The sequence below is a fragment of the Nostoc sp. genome (assembly GCF_036917155.1).
GTDB lineage: Bacteria > Cyanobacteriota > Cyanobacteriia > Cyanobacteriales > Nostocaceae > Nostoc.
Genome location: NZ_JBALDZ010000129.1, coordinates 21,703 through 42,559 on the forward strand (window position 1 = coordinate 21,703; position 20,857 = coordinate 42,559).

The 20,857-nt window shown below is 43.9% G+C and carries 20 protein-coding genes and 1 pseudogene; 12 read left to right on the plus strand and 9 right to left on the minus strand.

Annotation, left to right across the window (positions count from 1 at the left end; all coding sequences use genetic code 11):
* Nucleotides 1-169: 169 nt before the first annotated feature.
* Both V7K67_RS17795 and V7K67_RS17800 read right to left on the minus strand, forming a co-directional pair.
* The gene (locus V7K67_RS17795; RefSeq protein ID WP_335167760.1) at nucleotides 170-1,507 is read right to left on the minus strand and encodes a hypothetical protein; all 1,338 of its coding nucleotides are present in this window, start codon (nucleotides 1,505-1,507) and stop codon (nucleotides 170-172) included.
* A 413-nt stretch (nucleotides 1,508-1,920) separates the two neighbouring features.
* A complete protein-coding gene (locus V7K67_RS17800) occupies nucleotides 1,921-2,247 on the minus strand; it encodes a S1 family peptidase (protein ID WP_334731951.1) in 327 nt (108 codons plus the stop codon).
* Between the two features lie 56 nt (nucleotides 2,248-2,303).
* Here V7K67_RS17800 and V7K67_RS17805 point away from each other — a divergent pair.
* The 4 genes and pseudogenes from V7K67_RS17805 to V7K67_RS17820 all read left to right on the plus strand — a co-directional run.
* A pseudogene (locus V7K67_RS17805) lies at nucleotides 2,304-2,837 on the plus strand (BamA/TamA family outer membrane protein); the annotation flags it as partial.
* A gap of 4 nt (nucleotides 2,838-2,841) precedes the next feature.
* Nucleotides 2,842-2,979, plus strand: coding sequence for a hypothetical protein (locus V7K67_RS17810; protein WP_334731952.1), 138 nt, complete (start codon nucleotides 2,842-2,844; stop codon nucleotides 2,977-2,979).
* A gap of 33 nt (nucleotides 2,980-3,012) precedes the next feature.
* Nucleotides 3,013-6,036 (plus strand): UPF0182 family protein, encoded by a 3,024-nt coding sequence (locus tag V7K67_RS17815; protein WP_335167762.1) that lies wholly within the window; start codon nucleotides 3,013-3,015, stop codon nucleotides 6,034-6,036.
* A 117-nt stretch (nucleotides 6,037-6,153) separates the two neighbouring features.
* Nucleotides 6,154-6,336, plus strand: a complete 183-nt coding sequence (locus V7K67_RS17820) for a hypothetical protein (protein ID WP_334706711.1) — start codon at nucleotides 6,154-6,156, stop codon at nucleotides 6,334-6,336.
* A gap of 163 nt (nucleotides 6,337-6,499) precedes the next feature.
* Here the strand turns inward: V7K67_RS17820 and V7K67_RS17825 are convergent, their stop codons facing one another.
* From V7K67_RS17825 to pheS, 5 genes are all read right to left on the minus strand, one after another.
* Nucleotides 6,500-6,973, minus strand: coding sequence for a hypothetical protein (locus V7K67_RS17825; RefSeq protein ID WP_334706710.1), 474 nt, complete (start codon nucleotides 6,971-6,973; stop codon nucleotides 6,500-6,502).
* A 101-nt stretch (nucleotides 6,974-7,074) separates the two neighbouring features.
* Nucleotides 7,075-7,377: a hypothetical protein gene (locus V7K67_RS17830; protein WP_179066195.1), complete on the minus strand. Its 303-nt coding sequence runs from the start codon at nucleotides 7,375-7,377 to the stop codon at nucleotides 7,075-7,077.
* 263 nt (nucleotides 7,378-7,640) lie between these two features.
* The gene (locus V7K67_RS17835; RefSeq protein WP_334731993.1) at nucleotides 7,641-8,285 is read right to left on the minus strand and encodes a Uma2 family endonuclease; all 645 of its coding nucleotides are present in this window, start codon (nucleotides 8,283-8,285) and stop codon (nucleotides 7,641-7,643) included.
* A 352-nt stretch (nucleotides 8,286-8,637) separates the two neighbouring features.
* Nucleotides 8,638-8,853: a hypothetical protein gene (locus tag V7K67_RS17840; protein ID WP_334731954.1), complete on the minus strand. Its 216-nt coding sequence runs from the start codon at nucleotides 8,851-8,853 to the stop codon at nucleotides 8,638-8,640.
* 45 nt (nucleotides 8,854-8,898) lie between these two features.
* Nucleotides 8,899-9,891: a phenylalanine--tRNA ligase subunit alpha gene (gene pheS, locus V7K67_RS17845; protein ID WP_179066197.1), complete on the minus strand. Its 993-nt coding sequence runs from the start codon at nucleotides 9,889-9,891 to the stop codon at nucleotides 8,899-8,901.
* Nucleotides 9,892-10,262: 371 nt separating this feature from the next.
* On the opposite strand from pheS, the gene surE reads away from it, so the two are divergent.
* The 5 genes from surE to V7K67_RS17870 all read left to right on the plus strand — a co-directional run bounded on the left by surE (nucleotide 10,263) and on the right by V7K67_RS17870 (nucleotide 15,029).
* Nucleotides 10,263-11,060 carry a 5'/3'-nucleotidase SurE gene (surE, locus tag V7K67_RS17850; protein ID WP_334731994.1) on the plus strand — a complete coding sequence of 266 codons (798 nt, stop codon included), beginning with the start codon at nucleotides 10,263-10,265 and terminating at the stop codon, nucleotides 11,058-11,060.
* A 297-nt stretch (nucleotides 11,061-11,357) separates the two neighbouring features.
* Complete coding sequence (locus V7K67_RS17855) at nucleotides 11,358-12,254, plus strand: MBL fold metallo-hydrolase (protein ID WP_334731955.1); 897 nt, start codon at nucleotides 11,358-11,360, stop codon at nucleotides 12,252-12,254.
* Nucleotides 12,255-12,564: 310 nt separating this feature from the next.
* Nucleotides 12,565-12,783, plus strand: coding sequence for a hypothetical protein (locus V7K67_RS17860; RefSeq protein ID WP_334706706.1), 219 nt, complete (start codon nucleotides 12,565-12,567; stop codon nucleotides 12,781-12,783).
* A gap of 117 nt (nucleotides 12,784-12,900) precedes the next feature.
* Nucleotides 12,901-13,965, plus strand: coding sequence for a bifunctional riboflavin kinase/FAD synthetase (locus V7K67_RS17865; protein ID WP_335167765.1), 1,065 nt, complete (start codon nucleotides 12,901-12,903; stop codon nucleotides 13,963-13,965).
* 155 nt (nucleotides 13,966-14,120) lie between these two features.
* The gene (locus tag V7K67_RS17870) at nucleotides 14,121-15,029 is read left to right on the plus strand and encodes an AAA family ATPase (RefSeq protein ID WP_334731957.1); all 909 of its coding nucleotides are present in this window, start codon (nucleotides 14,121-14,123) and stop codon (nucleotides 15,027-15,029) included.
* A gap of 310 nt (nucleotides 15,030-15,339) precedes the next feature.
* On the opposite strand, the gene V7K67_RS17875 is transcribed toward V7K67_RS17870, so the two are convergent.
* Together V7K67_RS17875 and V7K67_RS17880 are read right to left on the minus strand one after the other, a co-directional pair.
* Nucleotides 15,340-15,807: a type II toxin-antitoxin system YhaV family toxin gene (locus V7K67_RS17875; protein ID WP_334731958.1), complete on the minus strand. Its 468-nt coding sequence runs from the start codon at nucleotides 15,805-15,807 to the stop codon at nucleotides 15,340-15,342.
* Nucleotides 15,800-16,132, minus strand: a complete 333-nt coding sequence (locus V7K67_RS17880; protein WP_334706702.1) for a hypothetical protein — start codon at nucleotides 16,130-16,132, stop codon at nucleotides 15,800-15,802. The genes V7K67_RS17875 and V7K67_RS17880 overlap by 8 nt, the downstream gene beginning before the upstream one ends.
* Nucleotides 16,133-16,161: 29 nt before the next feature.
* Here V7K67_RS17880 and V7K67_RS17885 point away from each other — a divergent pair, with 29 nt between their 5' ends.
* The 3 genes from V7K67_RS17885 (at nucleotide 16,162) to secA (ending at nucleotide 20,580) form a co-directional block, all read left to right on the plus strand.
* On the plus strand, nucleotides 16,162-16,500 hold the full coding sequence (locus tag V7K67_RS17885; protein ID WP_442943858.1) for an RNA-guided endonuclease InsQ/TnpB family protein: 339 nt from the start codon (nucleotides 16,162-16,164) through the stop codon (nucleotides 16,498-16,500).
* Nucleotides 16,501-16,748: 248 nt separating this feature from the next.
* The gene (locus tag V7K67_RS17890; RefSeq protein WP_335167768.1) at nucleotides 16,749-17,342 is read left to right on the plus strand and encodes a cytochrome C; all 594 of its coding nucleotides are present in this window, start codon (nucleotides 16,749-16,751) and stop codon (nucleotides 17,340-17,342) included.
* A gap of 445 nt (nucleotides 17,343-17,787) precedes the next feature.
* On the plus strand, nucleotides 17,788-20,580 hold the full coding sequence (gene secA / locus V7K67_RS17895; RefSeq protein ID WP_334731960.1) for a preprotein translocase subunit SecA: 2,793 nt from the start codon (nucleotides 17,788-17,790) through the stop codon (nucleotides 20,578-20,580).
* Nucleotides 20,581-20,857: the final 277 nt, after the last annotated feature.

Here is a 20,857-nt window from a genome sequence, read left to right on the forward strand (position 1 = left end):
TAGGGCTAAAAATCTCTTGGTATATGACTTTTTCTTAAATTTTGTATCTCATTTACCTAAATCTGCCGTATTTATAAGGATTTATCTCCTGCCCCCTGCCCCCTGCCCCCTGCCCCCTCTGTCCCCTGCCCCCTGCCCCCTGCCCCCTCTGTCCCCTGTCCCCTGTCCCCTAAAATTTGACCCGCAACTGTCCTGTCAAAGAATTACTACCGTAGGAACTTCCTCCGGTTTCTTGATTGCGGACATTACTAAAGCTATAGCCCAAGTCTGCTTCTATATTGGGCGACAGCTTTACCGTACAGCGTGTTTGATAGGTATTAGCATTGTCAAATTCTCCTTTAAGTCGCTGCCGTCCTAAGTTGGCAGCGAGGCGACAGCGTAAGAAATTAGCAATATCTCCTTCCCAAGCCACCTCACCGTTGTAAACTAGGAAGTCTGGTGGAGAAAAGTAGCCACTTGTACGTTCTAAATCGCGATCGAAACTCCAAGTGAATAAGTTAGCTGCCAGAGAAAATTGTCCGAACTTGCGCTCTAATCGGCTAAAAGACTGCACATCAGAATTACCATCGTTGTAGTTACCCAAACGCAATGATGAAAATAAACTGGTGTTACGGTCAATCTGCCAAAATAAATCAGGCCCAAATCGCCAAGCAGTAATTTGATTTTCTAAAGTTCGGACATTAGATTTATAAGGCCCTTGTTCTAAATTACCTGATAGTACTACCGCCGATAGTAATTGACCTGATGTCGAAACTTGCGGCGGCGAAATGGGAGCCTCCACCTTAGCATTGAGATTGATAGCTGTGGGTAAACGATTGAACATATCAACCCCGGCTGCTGTTTGCAGAGTCACTTGCCCAATTTTCCCTTGCCATCCAATTTGCAAAGGAAAATTGGTAATTGATTCAACACCGCGTTGCCCAAAATAGTTAAAACCCGTCCTAAAAAATATTTTGTTGCCATTACTCAATCGAAACTGAATCGTTGGTTCCAGGAAAAAATTAGTTTGGCCAAAGTTGTCTGACTCATAGTGATAATCCGTATCAATACTTTCCAAAACAGCATCCGGTGTTCTTGGTTCTGTGGAAGTTTTTGGTGGGCTACTTTCCAAAACAGCATCCGGCTTTCCTGATTCGGTGGAAGTTTTTGGTGGGCTGGAATTCTGCGGTGGTTCGGGTAGCACTGGCGGTAATCGCAAATCAGGATTGAAGTTTTCGGGTGCTGCCATCAAAATGGGTATTGGCCCTAATCGATAGGGAAGGGGTCTTGAAAGTTCTAAGTCATCAAAGTTCAGTTCCCCCTTAGCAAAGTCAGAAGCTCTGGTGCTAACTCTGACTTCTCTATGAGTTGTAAGCTTTGAGTATTGCTCTACTGACTCAGGATTTACTGTGGTAGCTCGCTCAGTCAATTCTGAAGACAATTTCCAGTTTTGATGTGCTTGGGCAGCTTGTAACTTAGCTTCTGATAATATCCAAATACCTACACTACAAATTAATCCCAATTTCATCTGTAGACATCCCAAAATAAACTCAGTGTACAAACTAGATCGAGAAACAAAGAAATAACGTCTAAAACTATCTGCCATAGGTTGATACTATAGTTGTAGATAAAAAACTTGCTACCAAAAAATTTCCTGGCTGCTAGCTGATGTATTACGCTTGGGATTATGATGCCCACAATAGATGCTTGTTAAGACATGGAAAAGAAAAAAGACGCTACTAAACGAAGGGATGATTAGCTATGACTTTTCACGTCATGCGGAAAAGCCCATGAAAATAACGGCAGGCTAACGCCGATGGGAAGGGTAATTCACAGTTGGCTGTCCCTTAATATCTAAAATCATCCCAACGTGTAGATATTTAAACGCCTCAAAACTTCCCACTTCTGGAAATAGCTTTCTCTATACCATTCAAGTAATCGTCAATAAATTTTTCTCAATCTTGTGAAAACTAAGCCTTGTTGTTCATCAGGATAACCAGTTGCAAAGGTTTCATCCCCAACGGCCAACGATGAACTAGCGATCGCTGCGATCGCATAATTATTCGCACTCCTAAAACTCAGTAATCCTAAATCATCATCTGGAAACTGAGTGGATTTAATCGGCTGTGCAGTGTAAATCTTGCCATCAGCAGTTTGGATTTGATAACTCTTACCAATCCTCAGGACGTGGGCGTTAGTTATAACTGTGTAAACTTGACCTTGTTTTTTAATTAAAATCCCTGAACCCCAACCTTGTCCAGCAAGCACTTTGACAGTAATTGCCCGACCGCGATCGCGTAACTGCGCTTTTGCTTGACTAGTTATTTAGTTTAGGTCTTGGTAGCTTTGATGCCACTATCAATCCTGAACCTATTCCCGATGGTCGTTTTTTCAGTTGGTTGGCGCAAGTCCAACGGGTGCAACGGTTGACTAATGATAATCTCTTAATCGCCCAAGCCGAAGTACAATTAACACCCAATGGTTTATTACCCTCTCAGCAGTTTGTAATTGGCGGTGGTCAATCTTTGCGCGGTTATCGGCAAAATGCTCGTGCTGGCGATAACGGAGTCCGATTTTCACTAGAAGACCGCATCACTCTAGAAAAAGACGAATCTGGAAATTCGATGCTGCAAATTGCTCCATTTTTTGATTCGGGAGTCATTTGGAATGTGAATAATAACCCCAACCAATTACAGAAACAGAGATTTTTAGCAGGTGTGGGTCTAGGAGTTTTATGGGAACCTTTACCAAATCTAAATATGCGGCTAGATTATGGTCTTCCTTTAATTAACTTAGATGATCGAGGTGAAAACGCTCAAGATCATGGCTTTTATTTTAGTGTAGGATATAGAATTTAAGGCCTTGCTAAACTCAGCTATTGTAGAAAGTATTCAGGAGTGGGGAGATGAGGGAGATGAGGGAGCAGGAGAGAAGTTACAGTTAGTTTTCCCCAGTCCCCAATCCCCAGTCCCCAATCCCCAATCCCTTTTATTGCAGTAAGGTTAGCTTTGCAGATAGTTTGGCTGCAACGGAATGTATCGGAAATGGGGCTTTAGACTATTAATCGGATTCTTAGGGCTGTGGCTACTATTGAATTCGGCTTCCCGCTTGGGAGTAGAGATTTTTTGGTTTCAAGAAGTCGGCTATCTCCAAGTATTTCTGTTGAGGGTGATGACTGGTGGGGTTTTGTGGGTAGTGGTGGCTGGTATAACCACTGTCTATCTATTGATAAACTTGGCTTTGGCACAACGGCTAAAATATCCCCAGTCTCCGAAGATTGAGTCAGCACAACTCAGCAGTGAATTAACAAATTTTCTCAGTCCTGATTATCGAAGACACAACGAAGCCCGGATACTTGCACCACAACGCTTTCAAATATTGAGATTGCGTTGGTTATTACCTCTAACTCTGGTACTGAGCTTGTTGATCGGGTTGATGCTGGCTCACTATGGTCAAATTGCTCTTTTATACTTGCATTCTCCCGTTAATCAGGCTAATCTAAGCATTCCCGCGCTATTTCGACCATTCACAATCTGGCAACTATTGAGGCAGATTTGCTCTCAAGTCTGGTATCTGGGCTTAATTGGGGGAGTAGCGATCGCAATCTTAGTTTATCCCCAATTTTTATTAACTGCGATCGCCATTTTATTCAGTCCCATTTTTGCATTCATCCTCTTCCAACACTGGCCAAAGGTGCTGCAATATTTCCACCCTACCCTTTTCAACAGCACTGAGCCTTTATTTGGTCGAGATATCAGCTTTTACGTATTTTCTTTACCTTTTTGGGAACTGCTAGAACTCTGGCTAATGGGATTATGTTTGTATGGCTTCGTCGCCGTTACTCTCACTTATCTTCTGTCAGGGAACAGTTTAAGTCAGGGAATTTTCCCCGGTTTTTCGCCCCAGCAGCAGCGTCATTTATATGGTATGGGTGGCTTATTGATGCTGGTAGTGGCTCTGAGTTATTGGTTGAGTCGCTATGAACTCGTGTATTCTAGTCGGGGAGTCAGTTATGGTGCCAGCTATACGGATGTCACAGCCCAGTTGCCAGCTTACACCGTCTTGTGCATCCTGGCAGTTGCGATCGCCTATTACCTACTTTGGCGAACATTTTTCTGGCGATCAAAATCTCAGCATCGCCGCTTGGTATTTTATAGCTTAGGGGTTTATCTCTTATTAGTTGCAATAGCTGGCATTGTTCTACCTACTGTAGTGCAATATTTAATTGTCCAACCGAATGAGTTGCAACGAGAGCAACCCTACATTCAGCGTACTATCGCCTTAACTCGCCAAGCATTTGATTTAGAGGCAATCGATGCTAAAACTTTCAACCCGCAAGGAACATTGACTGAAGCAGATATTCAAAAGAATGACTTGACAATTCGGAATATTCGCCTTTGGGATCAGCGGCCACTATTAGAAACTAACCGCCAACTGCAACAAATTCGACCGTATTATCGGTTCCCCGATGCCGATATCGATCGATACACTTTAGTAACAGATATAACTTCACACCGACCATCTGCCCCGCAAAAACCGCTAGAACCAGTTGAATCAGAACGGCGGCAAGTACTGATTGCTGCACGAGAATTAGACTACAGTGCAGTACCACAGGAAGCTCAAACATGGGTTAACCGCCATTTGATTTATACCCACGGTTTCGGGTTTACTGTTAGCCCAGTTAATACAGTTGGGCCTGGTGGGCTACCAGAATATTTTGTTAAAGATATTAGCGGTAATAGTAGTGCCCTCACAACTTCCAGTGAAGCCATTCGTCAAAGCATTCCCATTGGGCAACCCCGAATTTATTACGGTGAGATTACCAATAGCTATGTGATGACTGGCACAAGAGTTAGAGAGCTAGACTACCCTAGTGGAAGTGACAATGTTTACAACTCTTACGATGGACTAGGTGGCGTTGAAATCGGTTCAGCATGGCGGCGCTGGCTATTTGCCATGTATTTGAAAGATTGGCAGATGGTGCTAACGCGGGACTTTTTGCCAGAGACAAAATTGCTACTGCGACGGAATGTTAAGCAAAGAATTCAAGCGATCGCACCCTTTCTGAAATTTGACAGCGATCCTTATTTAGTCGCTGCTGCTGCTAATCAAGATTTTCCCAGTAATCCCAGTTATCTTTACTGGATTGTTGATGCCTATACAACGAGCGATCGCTATCCTTACTCTGACACTGGTAGCGATGGTATCAACTACATTCGCAATTCTATCAAAGTCGTGATTGATGCTTACAACGGCACTGTTAACTTTTATATTGCCGATTCAAGCGATCCAATCATTGCCACTTGGGCAGCGATATTTCCCAAAATGTTCAAACCGCTCAGTACAATGCCAGTCAATCTCCGCAGTCATACCCGTTATCCGGTGGACTTTTTCAAAATTCAATCTGAGCGGTTGATGACTTACCACATGACTGATCCTCAGGTATTTTACAACCGGGAAGACCAGTGGCAAATCCCCAACGAAATCTATGGCAGTGAGCCTCGTCCGGTAGAGCCGTATTATTTAATTACTAGTCTACCCACAGTACCTTTTGTTGGGGTTCGCGATCGCGTCTCTGAAAGAGAAGCCTCTAGCAGAGAAGAATTTATCCTGCTTCTACCCTATACTCCCAAACAACGGACTAATTTAATCGCTTGGCTAGCGGCGCGATCGGATGGCAAGAACTATGGTAGGCTAGTTTTGTACGTCTTTCCTAAAGAACGCCTGGTTTATGGAACAGAGCAAATCGAGGCGCGAATTAACCAAGACCCAGTAATTTCACAGCAAATTTCCCTGTGGAATCGCCAGGGGTCGAGAGCCATTCAAGGCAATCTCCTAGTAATTCCCATTGACCAATCGCTGCTATATGTTGAGCCAATCTATCTAGAAGCCACACAGAATAGTTTGCCAACTTTGGTGCGGGTAGTCGTGGCTTACGAAAACCGGATTGTCATGGCACAAACCTTAGAGCAAGCATTGCAGGGAATTTTTAAACCAGAAGTTACACCAGCCCCGGCGATTATCCGTCCCTTTGAAGAAGCAGCCCCCCCAGGTTAATGATTTTAATACTGAATAATTACATAGCAGGCGACAGTGAGCGATTGCCATTAACAAAATTTATTACAACAGACATAGTTTAATAGTTCAACATAATGTGATAGACACTAAAAGTTAATGGACATGGTACAAAGTAACCAACTAGAAATTCGCCACATTAGTCCTGAAGTGAGGCAGTTGATTAAAATGTACGCCGATGTTAATAACTGTACGCAGTCTGAGATGTTGGAGCGCATTGTTTTGGAGTGGAACGCCCAACAAAGCGAGAGCGAACGACCGCCAGGAGACGAAGATGAATAACTTTTTGTGAATTACGTAGCTGGCTTCTTGTCGGAGGCGAGAATTACGAATTACGTTAGCGTAGCGGTAGCGAGTCCGCGTACCCTTACAGAGAAGCAAGCTACGCTTTTAGCGTCTCGTAGAGAGCGTCATTACAAATTACGAATTATTTCAACTTGGCTCTCTAATTCAAGAAAAACTTTCTAGAGATTGGCTCTTGTTTGAGGGATTGAATAAAATCCCTCAAAGTCATCATACTGCCTGTTAAGGTGAACTTAGGAGTGCCATTTTGAGCAACGATTCTCACTTCACCGTCTTGGATCTGAATCTTATTCTTAATGCTATCCCATAGAGTATCAAAGCTCTCATCATCCTTGCAACCATTAGCTTCAAGGAATCTTTGGCGTACTTCTGTTTTTAGCGCTAGTGCTTCCGCTGCTTGAGTCCGTGCCTCAAAGTGCCTAATTACATCTTCATAAGCACTTTCCCTCAAAGTTTTGTTTTCAGTCTGAACTTGTTCTAACTGAGTTTTTATGGCTTGCAGTTGGGATGCTAAAGCGGATGATTTTTGGTATTCAAGTTTTAAGGCTTGCTTTGCATTGGCTAACAAGGTTTTATAATCTAGCTGATCTCGATCTTGATTTTTTTCGGATTGCATTTTTATCTCTCGATCAACAGATTTTTGGTGTCAACTCTCGCTAGTGTTGTCAGGTAACTAACGAGAGTTTAGTAAATTTTCTCTGTGTTAGATGAGTATAGTTATTTCACCAATAATGGCGATTCAGAGGTAGGATTTTCCTGGATACTACTTAAACAACAACTAATGTGAGAACGGATAGCTCGCTCATAAACTCCAGTCTGCTGAGTGCGTACCCCTACAGCTTGATATATTAAATTCACTTCTGGAAATTCAGACCAATACATCAAAAAAATGTCTTTAGCTGGAGTAATAATTTCATAATTATTCTCTTGTCTTTTCTTTCTGAGCTTACAATTATTTAGTTGTAATTTTTGTCTGAATAGTTTTTCAAATTCTAGAATTAAATCTGAAGTATTTTTCATGGGTTATACACGTTAAAACGTGTTAAGGATGCAAAGACTATCTGGTGATATTATTAAGTATGACACTTCAGATACCTCTTACAATATAGTGTATCAGTTATCGGCTATTTGAGAAGGGGATTCAGTCGTCGGCTAATTCGTTAGTGCAGTCTACTGTAGAAAAAAGGCTGTGCGATGGCTAGGTTAGGCTACGCCTACGCCCAAACCTAGATATATCAAGAAACTCAGCCAAAGGATATCCAAGCTTTTCTGTATAATTTCAACTAAGAGATGGCATCACCCACATTGCTTTCTCCAGCGTTAAGTATTTGCTCTGCGGTTAGCTGTAACTCTGGGAAGATAGTAGAAGCGATCGCAGTATTTCTGGTAAATCTGGTTTCTTCATAAAACCCGTCAACTAATCTCAGTACGGTAACTACATTTGTTTGGGGGTCAACAATCCAATATTCAGCAATTCCCCTTGCTGCATACTCGGAACGTTTGTAGCGATAGTCCCGATCTGCGTTAGCTTTGCCAGGAGAAACTACTTCGACAACTAATGCTGGAGGCGGCATATCCAAGGTAATTGTGGATCGCGTTGCGCCTTCTAAAGCTGCTGCAAGTTCATCCGTCAGCACAACTAAGTCAGGAATGCGAGTTGTCGCACGAGAACCAGCAACAACAATTTCAACTTTGTTACTTAACCGATTAAACGGGATGAACTTGAGGAAATTGACCAGTAAAAAGAGAGATATCTGGACATTTTTTGGGCTTTCGGGTGGCATTGCAACTAACTCACCTGCCACTAGTTCATATTGATTATCCGTGCGATCGTCATATTTTAAATATTCTTCAAGGGTTAAACGTTTGCCACGTTGTTGAACCAGTTCAACAGGTTTTCCGCCAACCCGCAGCACCGCTTGCTTCATCTGTTCTTCAGTCACTTCTGGAATGTCAGAAAGATCAATGTCCTCATCTTGCATTGCATTAATCCTCTCTCAATCAGTTTGAGAAACTTTGAAAGAAAATGATTTGCTAACGTGAGCAAAACACTATAACAGCACCTAAAAATTAGTAAACTTCATCATGAGTGCCGATATCAATTAGCAAAATTTCCTCTTCACCAGATTCTATATTTTGCACAAAGTTAAAGACAATACGACAATCATAGTCCACTGAACACGCCCAAGCTCCAGACAGTTTGCCCTTAAGTTTATGGGTCTGCAACTCCTATCAATCGCTTAAATGCTCGTTTAAAGGAGGATGCCAGGACTACAGTTTTCACTTACGTAACTCATCAATTATCTGAGTAACCGTTCCACGGAACACTTTACCCGTCTGGTATTCTACCTGTGCTTGAGCGATATTAGCAGCAATTGCAGAACGCCGCCGTTCTGCCAGCCGATGACGTATCAGATCAATTAGTGCTTCTTGTTCATCTACTGATAAGTCTTCGATACTTTCTATAACTTGATCTAACCTGGAGAATGAAGTCATTATTTATGATTAACTTGCTTGCAGTACATAACTATTACATAAGTCCTAAAATTGCTGCAAAAACCGCAAATCACTAGCATACAAGCGGCGAATATCATCAATTTGGTGTAACACCATTGCAAAGCGTTCTACACCAAAACCAGCAGCAAACCCTGTATAAACTTCTGGATCATAACCCACAGACTTAAGTACATTTGGATCGACCATACCGCAGCCCATCACCTCTAGCCACCGCCCATTCCACTGCAAATCTACCTCAGCGGAGGGTTCAGTAAACGGGAAATAACTGGCACGGAAACGAATAGGTAAATCGCCAAATATTGCTTGTAAAAATACTTTAATTGTGCCTTTGAGGTCTGTAAAAGTTAGTCCCTCGTCAATGGCTAAAAGTTCTATTTGATGGAAAACTGCTGAGTGAGTCGCGTCTACATTATCTCGCCGATAAACTCGCCCTGGAGCCACAACCCGAATCGGTGGTTCTTCTCTTTCCATGTAACGAATTTGCACTGATGAGGTATGAGTCCGTAAAAGATTCCCATCTGGTAGATAGAAGGTATCCTGCATATCACGGGCGGGGTGGTCAGGCGGGGTATTGAGAGCCTCGAAATTGTAGTAATCTGTTTCCATCTCTGGCCCTTGAGCTACGGTGTAGCCCATACCAACAAAGATATCCAGTGCCCGATCGATAATGCCATTGAGGGGATGAATGCGACCTTGGGGGCTGTAAATTCCCGGCATAGTCACATCCAGAGTTTCCGCCTCTAGCTGTACCTGAATTTGTGCGGCTTCTAAGGTAGCACGTTGCTGGTCTAGACTAGTTTGCAGGGATTCTTTGACTGTATTGGCGATCGCTCCAATTTTCGGTCGTTCCTCTGCGCTCATTTGCCCCATACTTCGCAACAGTGCCCCCAGTTCCCCTTTCTTACCCAGATAGTTAACTCTGAGTTCTTCCAGACGTTCTAGGGTGTCGGCGGCTGCGATCGCTTTTTCTCCTTCTTGCCGCAGTGCTAAAAGTTGAGCTTCTAAATTGCTAGTCATTAGTTATTAGTCATTGGTCATTAGTCATTAGTCTATAGTCAAAAGCTGTGAACTGGTCGATAAATAAACTTACGTCATATCCATTAACATCAGCTAAAGGTGAGAGTCGAAATTAAATCTCTATTTATCAGTTAGAGAGGTTGGGCTAGTACAGTGGGCGAAAAAATCCGCCTAACATCCCAGTTAACAAGACTTAGGGATTGAGTAACTTGTCTTAAAAGTAAGCAAACTTCTGCCACGGTGTACTAGTCAGTATCCATGTTTTTTTGCTGCTTGTGACCTCAGACATTGACAAATGGCTAATAACAAATAACAAATAACTAATGACCAATGACTAATGACTAATGACTAATGACCAATGACTAATGACTATGAAATTACTAATTAGCAACGATGACGGCATTTCTGCCTTGGGGATTCGTACCCTAGCCAATTACTTGGCAGAGGCCGGTCATGATGTGAGTGTAGTTTGTCCAGATCGAGAGCGATCGGCAACTGGACACGGGTTAACTTTACAGCAACCCATTCGTGCCGAAATTGTTGAAGGGATTTTTCATCCTGCTATCAAAGCCTGGGCTTGCGATGGTACGCCTTCAGATTGTGTCAAACTGGCGCTGTGGGCTTTACTCCCGACTCCCCCCGATTTGGTTCTCTCTGGCATTAATCAAGGTGCGAATTTGGGAACTGAAATCTTGTATTCCGGTACTGTTTCTGCGGCAATGGAAGGTCTAATTGAAGGCATTCCCAGTGTAGCACTGAGTCTTATAAGTCACACATCGAAAGACTTTCAACCTGCTGCGAAGTTTGCCAAAATTCTCTTAGACCAGTTAGCCCAAAAACCACTGCCAGATTTGATGTTGCTCAACGTCAATATTCCTGCGGTCAAATGGGAAGAAATTGCTGGTGTTACTCTCACCCGTCAAGGAATACGGCATTACATTGATGTATTTGATAAACGAGTTGATCCTCGTGGAAAAACGTACTACTGGCTAACTGGAGAGGTAATTGAAGACGTGGAACCCCCAACCGGATTAAACTTGCCTCAAAATGTACCGACAGACGTGCAGGTTGTGCGTAAAAACTACATCAGTGTAACGCCGTTACAATACAATCTTACTTATGCAACTGGACTAGATAAATTATCTGAGTGGGAATTCAATTTTCCTTGAATCATTTGATTTATCAGGACAAAACTGGGGTTGTGTAAATGCATCATAGAAAAATGTAGGCTATAACGTAGGGACACTCTTGAAATAAGTGATACACATCCACCCCAAAACGCGGAAAATTCTAACTGATTCTAACTGACAGTATTTCATTCACATTTACACAATCAACCAGAAACAGGGTATGCTGTTTTACCAAGAAATCCTCCCTCTAGCAAAATCGGTGAGACAGCATAAACTTAGACAAAATAAGTAAAAATTCTTCCAATTATCGCCCGCTCAGTCCAGCAAGCAACACCCATGTCTAGGATAGAGAACCAATTTACCGTACAATTTTGGGGCGTTCGCGGTAGCATCCCCAGTCCAGGGCCACACACCGTTCGTTACGGCGGTAATACCCCTTGCATATCAATGCAAGCGGGCGATAAGCGCTTAATTTTCGATGCTGGCACAGGACTACATGTTTTGGGGCAATCTATGTTGCGCCAAATGCCGTTAGAAGCTCACATATTTTTTACCCACTCTCACTGGGATCACATGCAGGGTTTTCCCTTCTTTACCCCAGGGTTTGTGAAGGGGAATGACTTTCATATCTACGGGGCGATCGCACCTGATGGTTCTACCATAGAACAGCGCCTCAACGATCAAATGTTACACCCGAATTTTCCCGTACCCTTGCAGATTATGCAGGCCAATTTAAATTTCTACGACATTCGACTGGGGCAACCAATCCACATCGATGACGTTACCGTAGAAACAGCACCTTTAAATCATCCAGGTGAAGCTATAGGATACCGTGTCAATTGGCGTGGTGGTGCTGCTGCTTATATCACTGATACCGAACATTTTCCCGATCGACTTGATGATAATGTGCTGTGGCTAGCTCGTAATGCCGACATCTTAATTTACGATTCTACCTATACAGACGAGGAATACCACTCCCCAAAATCCCCGAAAATTGGCTGGGGACATTCTACCTGGCAAGAAGCGGTGAAAGTGGCACAAGCTGCTAACGTCAAAACTCTGGTGATTTACCACCACGATCCGGCGCACGATGACGACTTTTTGGACTGTGTAGGCAAACAAGCCGCTGCAAAATTTCCTGGCGCTATTATGGCACGGGAAGGATTGGTGCTTCAGATTCCCACCTCAGTAGCCTTATCAGAATCTTTTCCTGTTAGTAAGTTTTCTACCTAAAGATTGCGATCGGAGGAATTGGAGATTTTAGATTAGATTGGTGATCAGAAGCTTTCAGCGCGAGAGCGTACCTGTTGGACGCTAAGACAGCGCTGCCTAGAGTTGTCAAAGCGCCACGGGATCGGGGCGACAACAGGAGGACACACTTTATCGATTCATCAACACAGCCCAGACACCCACAGATGACCTCTCTTGCGGCTGATGGTCGGGGTAAGTCTCAATACGAAACTAGAGCCTTTTTAGCTCTAGTATTTGGGATTATCTGGACTTAGCTATTAGCTGTTAGGGCAACTTTCTTTGGGTTAGGCTTTTGGCTGATAGCACAAGACCTCAGATGCAGTTGGTGGAAGTTCAGACGATCTACAAAAGCTTTCCTCCTCAACAGGTTGCACCGATTCCTTTCCAGCAAGTTAGGGATGGCAGTTGCTCCACTTGGGCAAATCCCTTGGGAGAAGACCGCACTGCCTCAGGAATGAGCGCTCCAAGACTGGGTATTGGGTACTGTATGCTGGGGAAGAAATTCTTTTAAGATTTGCTTGGGGTATGAATCCTCATACTTATCTTCCCCAGTCCCCAATTCAAAGCGGTTTACCATAGGGTAGCTTCCTGCTGATAGCTAAAATAAACCTAAAATCTCAGAATCCACGTGCTAAATTTGTCTAAAAATGGGTGTTCTGTGCGGGTTGCTTCTTCAAGCGAAGGGCTGCTAACGCCGACTGCTGTTGCCCTTGGCAAGTTTGATGGTGTTCATCTTGGGCATCAAAGAGTAATTCAACCAGTCTTGCACGCTGGTGGTAACTTGTCAGTAGCTAGTAGTCGGCAGTCAAAGGAAAATCAACTGGCAAATCAAGAATATACTTACTCAACAGTTGTCACCTTTGACCCCCATCCACAGGAGTTTTTTACGGGGCAACCCCGGACTTTGCTAACGCCACTGGATGAAAAAGTCCAACAATTGCGATCGCTTGGGGTAGAACAACTGGTACTACTACCCTTTGACAAAGAATTGTCTGCACTGAACCCCGAAGAATTCGTCGAAAAAATTCTTGTGCAACAGCTGCGATGCCAACAAATTAGTATCGGGCAAGATTTTTGTTTCGGCGAAAAGCGTAGTGGTACTGCTAAAGATTTGCAATTACTCGCCGCCAAACACAATATTCCCGTTACTATCGTTCCCTTACAAACTTATACAGGTGAATCGCCCATCGAAAGTAGTTGCGTCAGCACTACTCCGACTCAAGATGCCCGCATTAGCACTTCATTGATCCGTCAAACCCTTGAGCATGGCGACATCGAAAACGCAAATCTACTACTAGGACGCCCTTATACTCTCCTTGGTGATGTCGTTCAAGGTCAACAATTAGGCAGAACAATTGGCTTTCCCACCGCCAACCTCCAACTACCAAAAGATAAGTTTTTGCCCCGCCAAGGAGTCTACGCTGTCCGCGTTTTCACTCTCAGCGAAATATCAGATACCGCTCCTAGTGAGAACTTGGGCGTAATGAATATCGGCAATCGCCCAACTGTGAATGGTAGTTATTCATCTGCGGAAGTACATTTATTTGATTGGTCTGGTGATTTGTATGGCAAAAAACTAGTTGTGCAGCTAGTTAAATTTTTGCGCCCTGAACAAAAATTTCCTTCTCTCGAAGCCCTGAAAACACAAATTCAACTTGACTGCGTTGTTGCTAGAGAAGTTTTGAGTTCTTAGTGGGAACAATAGATAGGAAATGGGGCATGGGGCATACAAGTAAAAAGAACCAAGTAAAAAGTAAAAAGAAAGATAAATTCAATATTTCTTTTAACTTTTAACTTGTTTCTCTTCCCCTGCTCCCTCATCCCCTCACTCCCTACTCCCCGCAACGCATGAGAGAAAAAATCGACGCTTTAACACAAAATCTAGCTCTTACCATCGTTGGCAAAGCTGAGGCAATACGCTTAGTGCTAGTTGCTTTGTTAGGTGGTGGTCATGCTCTCCTAGAAGATGTCCCTGGTGTTGGTAAAACCCTGCTCGCTAAATCCCTAGCTCGTTCACTGGATGGCAAGTTTCAACGGTTACAATGTACCCCCGATTTACTACCAACAGATATTACTGGTACTAACATCTGGAACCCAAAAAGCGGCGAATTTACTTTTCTTCCTGGCCCAGTCTTTACCAACATACTACTAGCTGACGAAATCAACCGCGCTACACCCCGTACTCAGTCAGCGTTGCTGGAAGTTATGGAAGAACATCAAGTAACCGTTGATGGTGTCTCTCGTACAGTTCCCCAGCCCTTCTTTGTGATTGCCACTCAAAACCCGATCGAGTATCAAGGTACTTTTCCTCTGCCAGAAGCGCAAATGGATCGGTTTATGTTGTCCCTGAGTTTAGGCTATCCTTCTGAGGGAGAAGAACTCTTGATGCTGCAAAATCTCCAAAAGGGTGTAAAAGTTGCTGATTTGCAGCCTTGCATTACCTTGGCAGAAGTACAGGAATTGCGTTACCTCTGTTCTCAAGTAAAAGTGGCAACTTCCTTGCAACAGTACATCCTCGAATTGGTGCGGGCAACACGCCAAGATGAGGAGATCGCCCTTGGTGTCAGTCCGCGTGGCACATTAGCATTACAACGGGCTGCCCAAGCGCTAGCTTTTCTATTAGGTCGTGATTATGTCATTCCTGATGATGTAAAATTTCTCGTCCCTCATGTTCTTTGCCATCGTCTTATCCCTAGAGGAGGACGCAATTCCAGAACTGTTGTTGAGCGATTATTGCGATCGGTTTCTATTCCTTAATGTAAGGTGAGTTTGATGAATTAAAAAACAATACACTTGGGTTAAGCACTATCTGTACAAAATCGTGGGTTTTCGAGACGCGATAAATGTTTTCGAGACGCGATAAATCGCCGTCTCTACAAGTGTTTTGTTCTTATCTGAACTGTATTGAACTAAAAAACTTGGCGGTCAATACTGCGTAGGTTTTGGAATTTCTTGGTTGAGGCAAGCAGGGGAGGCAGGAGAAGAATTTTGCCTCCCCTGCTTATCCGAGCAGTATTAGAGTGGCGGTAACTCTATTTCTGGCTGTGGAGGATATTTGTTTGCGCTTCTACTCCGGTTCGTCTTGCGTCAGTTCGTATTCTGCTATCAATTCATCCAAACTATCAGGGAAAGTTCCTCGCGCTACCATTTTAGTGAATACCTCATAACAGTCATTCCTCGCACCTTGTTTACGCGGAAAACCCAACCACAAAATTGCGATCGCTTTCATTGGTGAGGTATCAAAAGCTCTGAAAAATAGTCTATATCTTTCGGGTAAGCCCATTTTTTTCACCCTCCCATACCGTTTTAATGCCCCTGTTAGCGCAAAATGACTTGCTAAAGGGTCGGAGGGAATTTTAGTTTCAATGACAATAGTAAGAGCGGCAAATAGCTTAACAGTCGTATGGGTTTTAAACTCAGCTTCCGGCAACTTCTCGCGTAATTGAGAAACCCGGTTAAATAATTCTTGATATTGAGTGCCAAATAATTGCGGGTGAAAATAAATTTCCCAGCCATTGCTGACAAAGTTAGCCATTTTCTGGCGACTCGCTTTCTAATTCGACACCCTCAAGTAGTTTGTGAGCAGCATCAGACATCTCGGTTGTATAAGGTTGCAATGTATTCTTTTTCAGCGCTTCGGTCATTGCAAAATCGAGAAACAGCCGCATCATTAACGAATCCTCTTCTTCGGCTTCAGTTGATTTAGGTACAATCCGCAAAATTGCCGTATCGGATGATAATACCTCTATCCAACCATCTGCATTTGCAAACTGGGGATACTCACGGTAAAACTCCGCAGGTAATCGAAACCCAGCACTGTTACCTATTTTGGTACTGCGAATGCTGTAGGAGTTACTCATTATGTAATGTATATACGTTATGTACTTACATGTTAGCGGTTTTTGGAAAGTTTGGGAAATGCGTAGACGTAGCCCGTAATAAATGCGATTGGTATGGTCGTACATTTGTCAAGATTGACCGATGGTTTCCTAGTTCTAAACGTTGTGGGCATTGTGGTCATATTGTTGATAAGTTGCCTTTAAATATCAGAGAGTGGGATTGCCCAGAATGCAGTACACATCACGATAGAGATGTCAATGCTGCTAAGAACATTTTGGCTGCGGGACTCGCAGTTTCAGCGCCAGTCACTCATGGGGGAAACCCCCATCGCCCTTGGCGTCTCCCCTTGGGAGAAGACCGCGCTGGCTTGTCTGTGGAGCGAACATAAGACCCGATAGAGATATCTCTAAAAGGCAGTTGCAAAAAACCAGCAATGGAAAGAAACAGAAACCTAAGTCGTGAGTCTTAGGAATCCCCGACCGTTTACGGTGGGGAGGATGTCAAATTACTGTTGTGGATATGTTAAAGATGCGTTGCTTGCCAAAACTACTTACGCAAAATTTAAAACACTACCAATACTGCGTAAGTCTTATGATTAGCACAAGCGCCACTTTTAAATATCTGGGAATGTGAGGAATGTCAATTTTTGTTAAGCGCAAAAACCGCGATGGTGAAACGCGATCGCTCTTAGGCAATCGCCAAGCGCTACAGCAAAGCGCTGAACGTGAATTCAAACGCCAATTTTTCGGTTTACTTCTGGTAATTGTAACCTGGAGTTTAGCTATGGGCTGGATTCTAGCCTTGGCAACTAACGCCCAAAGTGCTACTCCCACTGCCGAAATTGGTACTGTTGACGTAGTACCTGCACAATACAAACTAGGGCAAGAACTGTATTTAGAAAACTGCTCCACATGCCACATCGGTTTACCACCAGCAGTTTTACCTACCCAAACTTGGAAAAATCTTCTGCAAGATTCGCAGCACTACGGCGCACAACTCAAGCCTTTAGTCGATCCGCAGCGCATATTGGTGTGGAAATATCTTTCGACTTTCTCTCGCGTGCAGCTAGACGACGAAGAAACACCATATCGCCTCAACAACTCGCGTTATTTCAAAGCTTTGCATCCAAAAGTGAAGTTACCACGTCCAGTCCAGATTAGCAGTTGTGTCAGTTGTCATCCCAGTGCTAGTGATTACAATTTCCGTCGCCTGACAGCAGAGTGGAAGTGAAGAGAGAAGTTAGGAGTGCGAAGTTAGGAGTTAGGAGTTGAAAAATTCATCACTCATCACTCATCACTCCTAACTCTATTCCCCCACTCCCTCTCTGGCCCCATCTGGGGGCAAAATGATACTATGAAGAAAGACTAGTGCGATTCGATGTCGCACGTAATGAGTTAAATATCCTGACTGGACAAGGTTTTTCTTAAAAGCATGATTATTGCACCGATGCCGAAGGATATCTACAGGCGAGTGTCCAACGCCTGTCCTCATCTCAAAGGGGCAAGATAAGTAACCAATCATTGTAATAGACTGATTGGATAGTTTTTCTCCTGTTTTTGAGGTAATTCTCATTTCACACCCATCCACGACCAAGACGGTTAGGCTGGGTTAAATGTTTATAATCAATGCCGACCCTTTAATTCCCATCCCCTTTGATTCAGTTCTATAACCTGCCATGCTAAAACTTTTGTTGGGCGACCCCAACGCTCGTAAGCTTAAAAAATACCAACCTTCTGTTACTGAAGTTAACCTTTTAGAGGAAGAAATTAAGGCTCTTTCTGATGATGAGTTAAAAGGTAAAACCGTCGAATTTAAACAACGGCTCGCCAAAAGTGAAACTCTGGATGACATATTGCCAGAGGCTTACGCTGTTGTTCGGGAAGCAGGACGGCGAGTCTTAGGCTTGCGACACTTTGATGTCCAACTCCTTGGCGGTATCATTCTGCATGTAGGGCAAATTGCCGAAATGAAAACCGGCGAGGGTAAAACATTAGTAGCTACCTTGCCGAGTTACTTAAATGCCCTTACTGGTAGAGGTGTACACGTCGTCACCGTTAACGATTACCTGGCTCGTCGGGATGCGGAATGGATGGGACAGGTGCATCGGTTCTTGGGGCTGAGTGTGGGGCTAATTCAGTCAAGTATGACTCCTAGTGAACGCCAGAAAAACTATGATTGCGATATCACTTATGTTACCAACAGCGAGGTAGGGTTTGACTACCTGCGGGATAACATGGCAACATCAATGGCAGATGTGGTGCAACGCCCGTTCAATTATTGCGTAATTGACGAAGTAGACTCGATTTTAATTGATGAGGCGAGGACACCGCTAATTATTTCTGGGCAGGTGGAAAGACCTACAGAAAAATATCTGCAAGCAGCTGAAATAGCATTCACGCTCAAAAAAGATGAGCATTACGATGTGGATGAAAAAGCTCGGAACGTGCTGTTGACAGATGAAGGGTTTGCGGAATCTGAAAATCTTTTGGGAGTCACAGATTTATTTGATCCAGAAGATCCTTGGGCGCATTTCGTTTTCAATGCTATTAAAGCCAAAGAACTTTTCCTCAAAGATGTAAATTACATCGTTCGTAATGGGGAAGTTGTAATTGTAGATGAATTTACTGGTCGGGTACTACCTGGACGGCGTTGGAGCGATGGATTACACCAGGCGATTGAAGCCAAAGAACACGTAGATATTCAGCCAGAGACTCAAACTCTCGCGACAATTACTTATCAAAACCTCTTTTTGCTGTATCCAAAACTCGGCGGAATGACAGGAACGGCAAAAACAGAAGAACCGGAATTTGAAAAAATTTACAAATTGGAAGTTGCGGTAATTCCTACCAATCGTGACAGAAGACGCCAAGACTTGTCTGATATGGTGTTCAAGACAGAACCAGGCAAGTGGGGGGCGATCGCCAAAGAATGTGCCGAAATGCACGAACTCGGCAGACCTGTATTAGTAGGAACCACTAGTGTAGAAAAATCCGAACTTCTCAGTCGGCTGCTGAAGCAGCTGGAAATTCCCCACGAATTACTCAACGCCCGACCGGAAAACGTCGAACGTGAGGCGGAAATCGTCGCCCAAGCAGGACGAAAGGGTGCTGTTACCATTGCTACTAATATGGCGGGTAGAGGTACAGACATCATCCTGGGTGGTAACTCCGAATACATGGCACGTCTAAAGCTGCGGGAATATTTCATGCCCCGGATCGTCCAGCCAGAAGATGAAGATGCATTTGGCGTTCAAAGACCAGCCGGATTGCCCACAGGACATGGTGGGGGTCAAGGCTTTGTCCCTGGTAAGAAAGTCAAAACTTGGCGGGCTTCGCCAGAAATTTTCCCTACCCAATTAACAAAAGAAACAGAAAAACTACTCAAAGACGCAGTAGAAATTGCAGTGCGTGAGTACGGTGAACGTAGCTTACCCGAACTGGAAGCTGAAGATAAGGTAGCTGTAGCCGCAGAAAAAGCTCCCATAGATGACCCGGTAATTCAAAAATTGCGGTCAGCTTACAACCGGGTTAAGCAGGAATATGAACAATTTACGACCCGCGAACATGATGAGGTAGTGGGAATCGGTGGTTTGCACGTAATTGGTACAGAACGCCACGAATCGCGGCGGATTGACAACCAGTTGCGCGGACGTGCAGGGCGACAAGGCGACCCCGGAACCACAAGATTCTTCCTGAGTTTAGAGGATAACCTACTACGGATTTTTGGTGGCGATCGCGTGGCTGGATTAATGAATGCCTTCCAAGTGGAAGAAGACATGCCCATCGAATCTGGGATGCTTACCCGCAGTTTGGAAGGCGCACAGAAAAAAGTTGAAACCTACTACTACGACATTCGGAAGCAAGTATTTGAGTATGACGAGGTGATGAATAATCAACGTCGTGCTATTTATGCTGAACGTCGCCGAGTGCTAGAAGGTCAAGATTTGAAAGAACAGGTGATTAAATACGCCGAAAAAACGATGGATGACATCGTTGATTACTACATCAACATAGACCTGCCCTCGGAAGAGTGGGAGTTAGAAAAGTTGGTTGAGAAAGTCAAAGAATTCGTCTATCTGCTAGCAGATTTACAAGCTAGTCAATTAGAAGATATCACCGTCAGCGAGATTAAAGCCTTCCTCCACGAACAGGTGCGAATTGCTTATGACCTCAAAGAAGCACAGATTGACCAAGTTCAACCCGGACTGATGCGCCAAGCAGAACGCTTCTTTATCTTGCAACGCATTGATACCCTGTGGCGGGAACACCTGCAACAAATGGATGCCTTGCGCGAATCTGTAGGATTACGTGGCTATGGACAAAAAGACCCGCTAATTGAGTATAAGAGCGAGGGGTATGAATTGTTCTTGGATATGATGGTTAACATTCGCCGAGATGTGGTGTACTCGTTGTTTATGTTCCAGCCTCAGCCTCAATCACTGGTGCAGGCTTCCTCTGAGATGGTGTAAGTAGGGAACATCTCACACAGAAACGCAGCGAAAAGTCTGGGCGTCGGCTTCTTGCAATAGCACAGAATTAGCAATTTTGTAAGTGTCTGTTTTTGCTAACGCCAAGAGTGAACAGAACTTTCCAAAATAGAGGCGCAAAATTACTCTTTGCGCCTCTATTTTATAGTAAATTACGGAAACGGTGCCTGGGTTGAGGCTACACATACGCGCTTTTTCACCCTTATATTCTCAGTGCTTCTGTAGTTTGTTACCTCTAAAGACGGCAAACACCACTCAG

Coding starts and splice junctions, on each gene's coding strand:
- V7K67_RS17890 (WP_335167768.1), top strand. CDS start 16,749: ATGTCAATTTTTGTTAAGCGCAAAAACCGCGATGGTGAAACGCGATCG.
- V7K67_RS17885 (WP_442943858.1), top strand. CDS start 16,162: ATGTTAGCGGTTTTTGGAAAGTTTGGGAAATGCGTAGACGTAGCCCGT.
- V7K67_RS17815 (WP_335167762.1), top strand. CDS start 3,013: ATGTATCGGAAATGGGGCTTTAGACTATTAATCGGATTCTTAGGGCTG.
- V7K67_RS17840 (WP_334731954.1), bottom strand. CDS start 8,853: ATGACTTCATTCTCCAGGTTAGATCAAGTTATAGAAAGTATCGAAGAC.
- V7K67_RS17820 (WP_334706711.1), top strand. CDS start 6,154: ATGGACATGGTACAAAGTAACCAACTAGAAATTCGCCACATTAGTCCT.
- V7K67_RS17835 (WP_334731993.1), bottom strand. CDS start 8,285: ATGAAGCAAGCGGTGCTGCGGGTTGGCGGAAAACCTGTTGAACTGGTT.
- V7K67_RS17855 (WP_334731955.1), top strand. CDS start 11,358: ATGTCTAGGATAGAGAACCAATTTACCGTACAATTTTGGGGCGTTCGC.
- V7K67_RS17830 (WP_179066195.1), bottom strand. CDS start 7,377: ATGAAAAATACTTCAGATTTAATTCTAGAATTTGAAAAACTATTCAGA.
- surE (WP_334731994.1), top strand. CDS start 10,263: ATGAAATTACTAATTAGCAACGATGACGGCATTTCTGCCTTGGGGATT.
- V7K67_RS17795 (WP_335167760.1), bottom strand. CDS start 1,507: ATGAAATTGGGATTAATTTGTAGTGTAGGTATTTGGATATTATCAGAA.
- V7K67_RS17825 (WP_334706710.1), bottom strand. CDS start 6,973: ATGCAATCCGAAAAAAATCAAGATCGAGATCAGCTAGATTATAAAACC.
- V7K67_RS17875 (WP_334731958.1), bottom strand. CDS start 15,807: ATGGCTAACTTTGTCAGCAATGGCTGGGAAATTTATTTTCACCCGCAA.
- pheS (WP_179066197.1), bottom strand. CDS start 9,891: ATGACTAGCAATTTAGAAGCTCAACTTTTAGCACTGCGGCAAGAAGGA.
- V7K67_RS17870 (WP_334731957.1), top strand. CDS start 14,121: ATGAGAGAAAAAATCGACGCTTTAACACAAAATCTAGCTCTTACCATC.
- V7K67_RS17880 (WP_334706702.1), bottom strand. CDS start 16,132: ATGAGTAACTCCTACAGCATTCGCAGTACCAAAATAGGTAACAGTGCT.
- secA (WP_334731960.1), top strand. CDS start 17,788: ATGCTAAAACTTTTGTTGGGCGACCCCAACGCTCGTAAGCTTAAAAAA.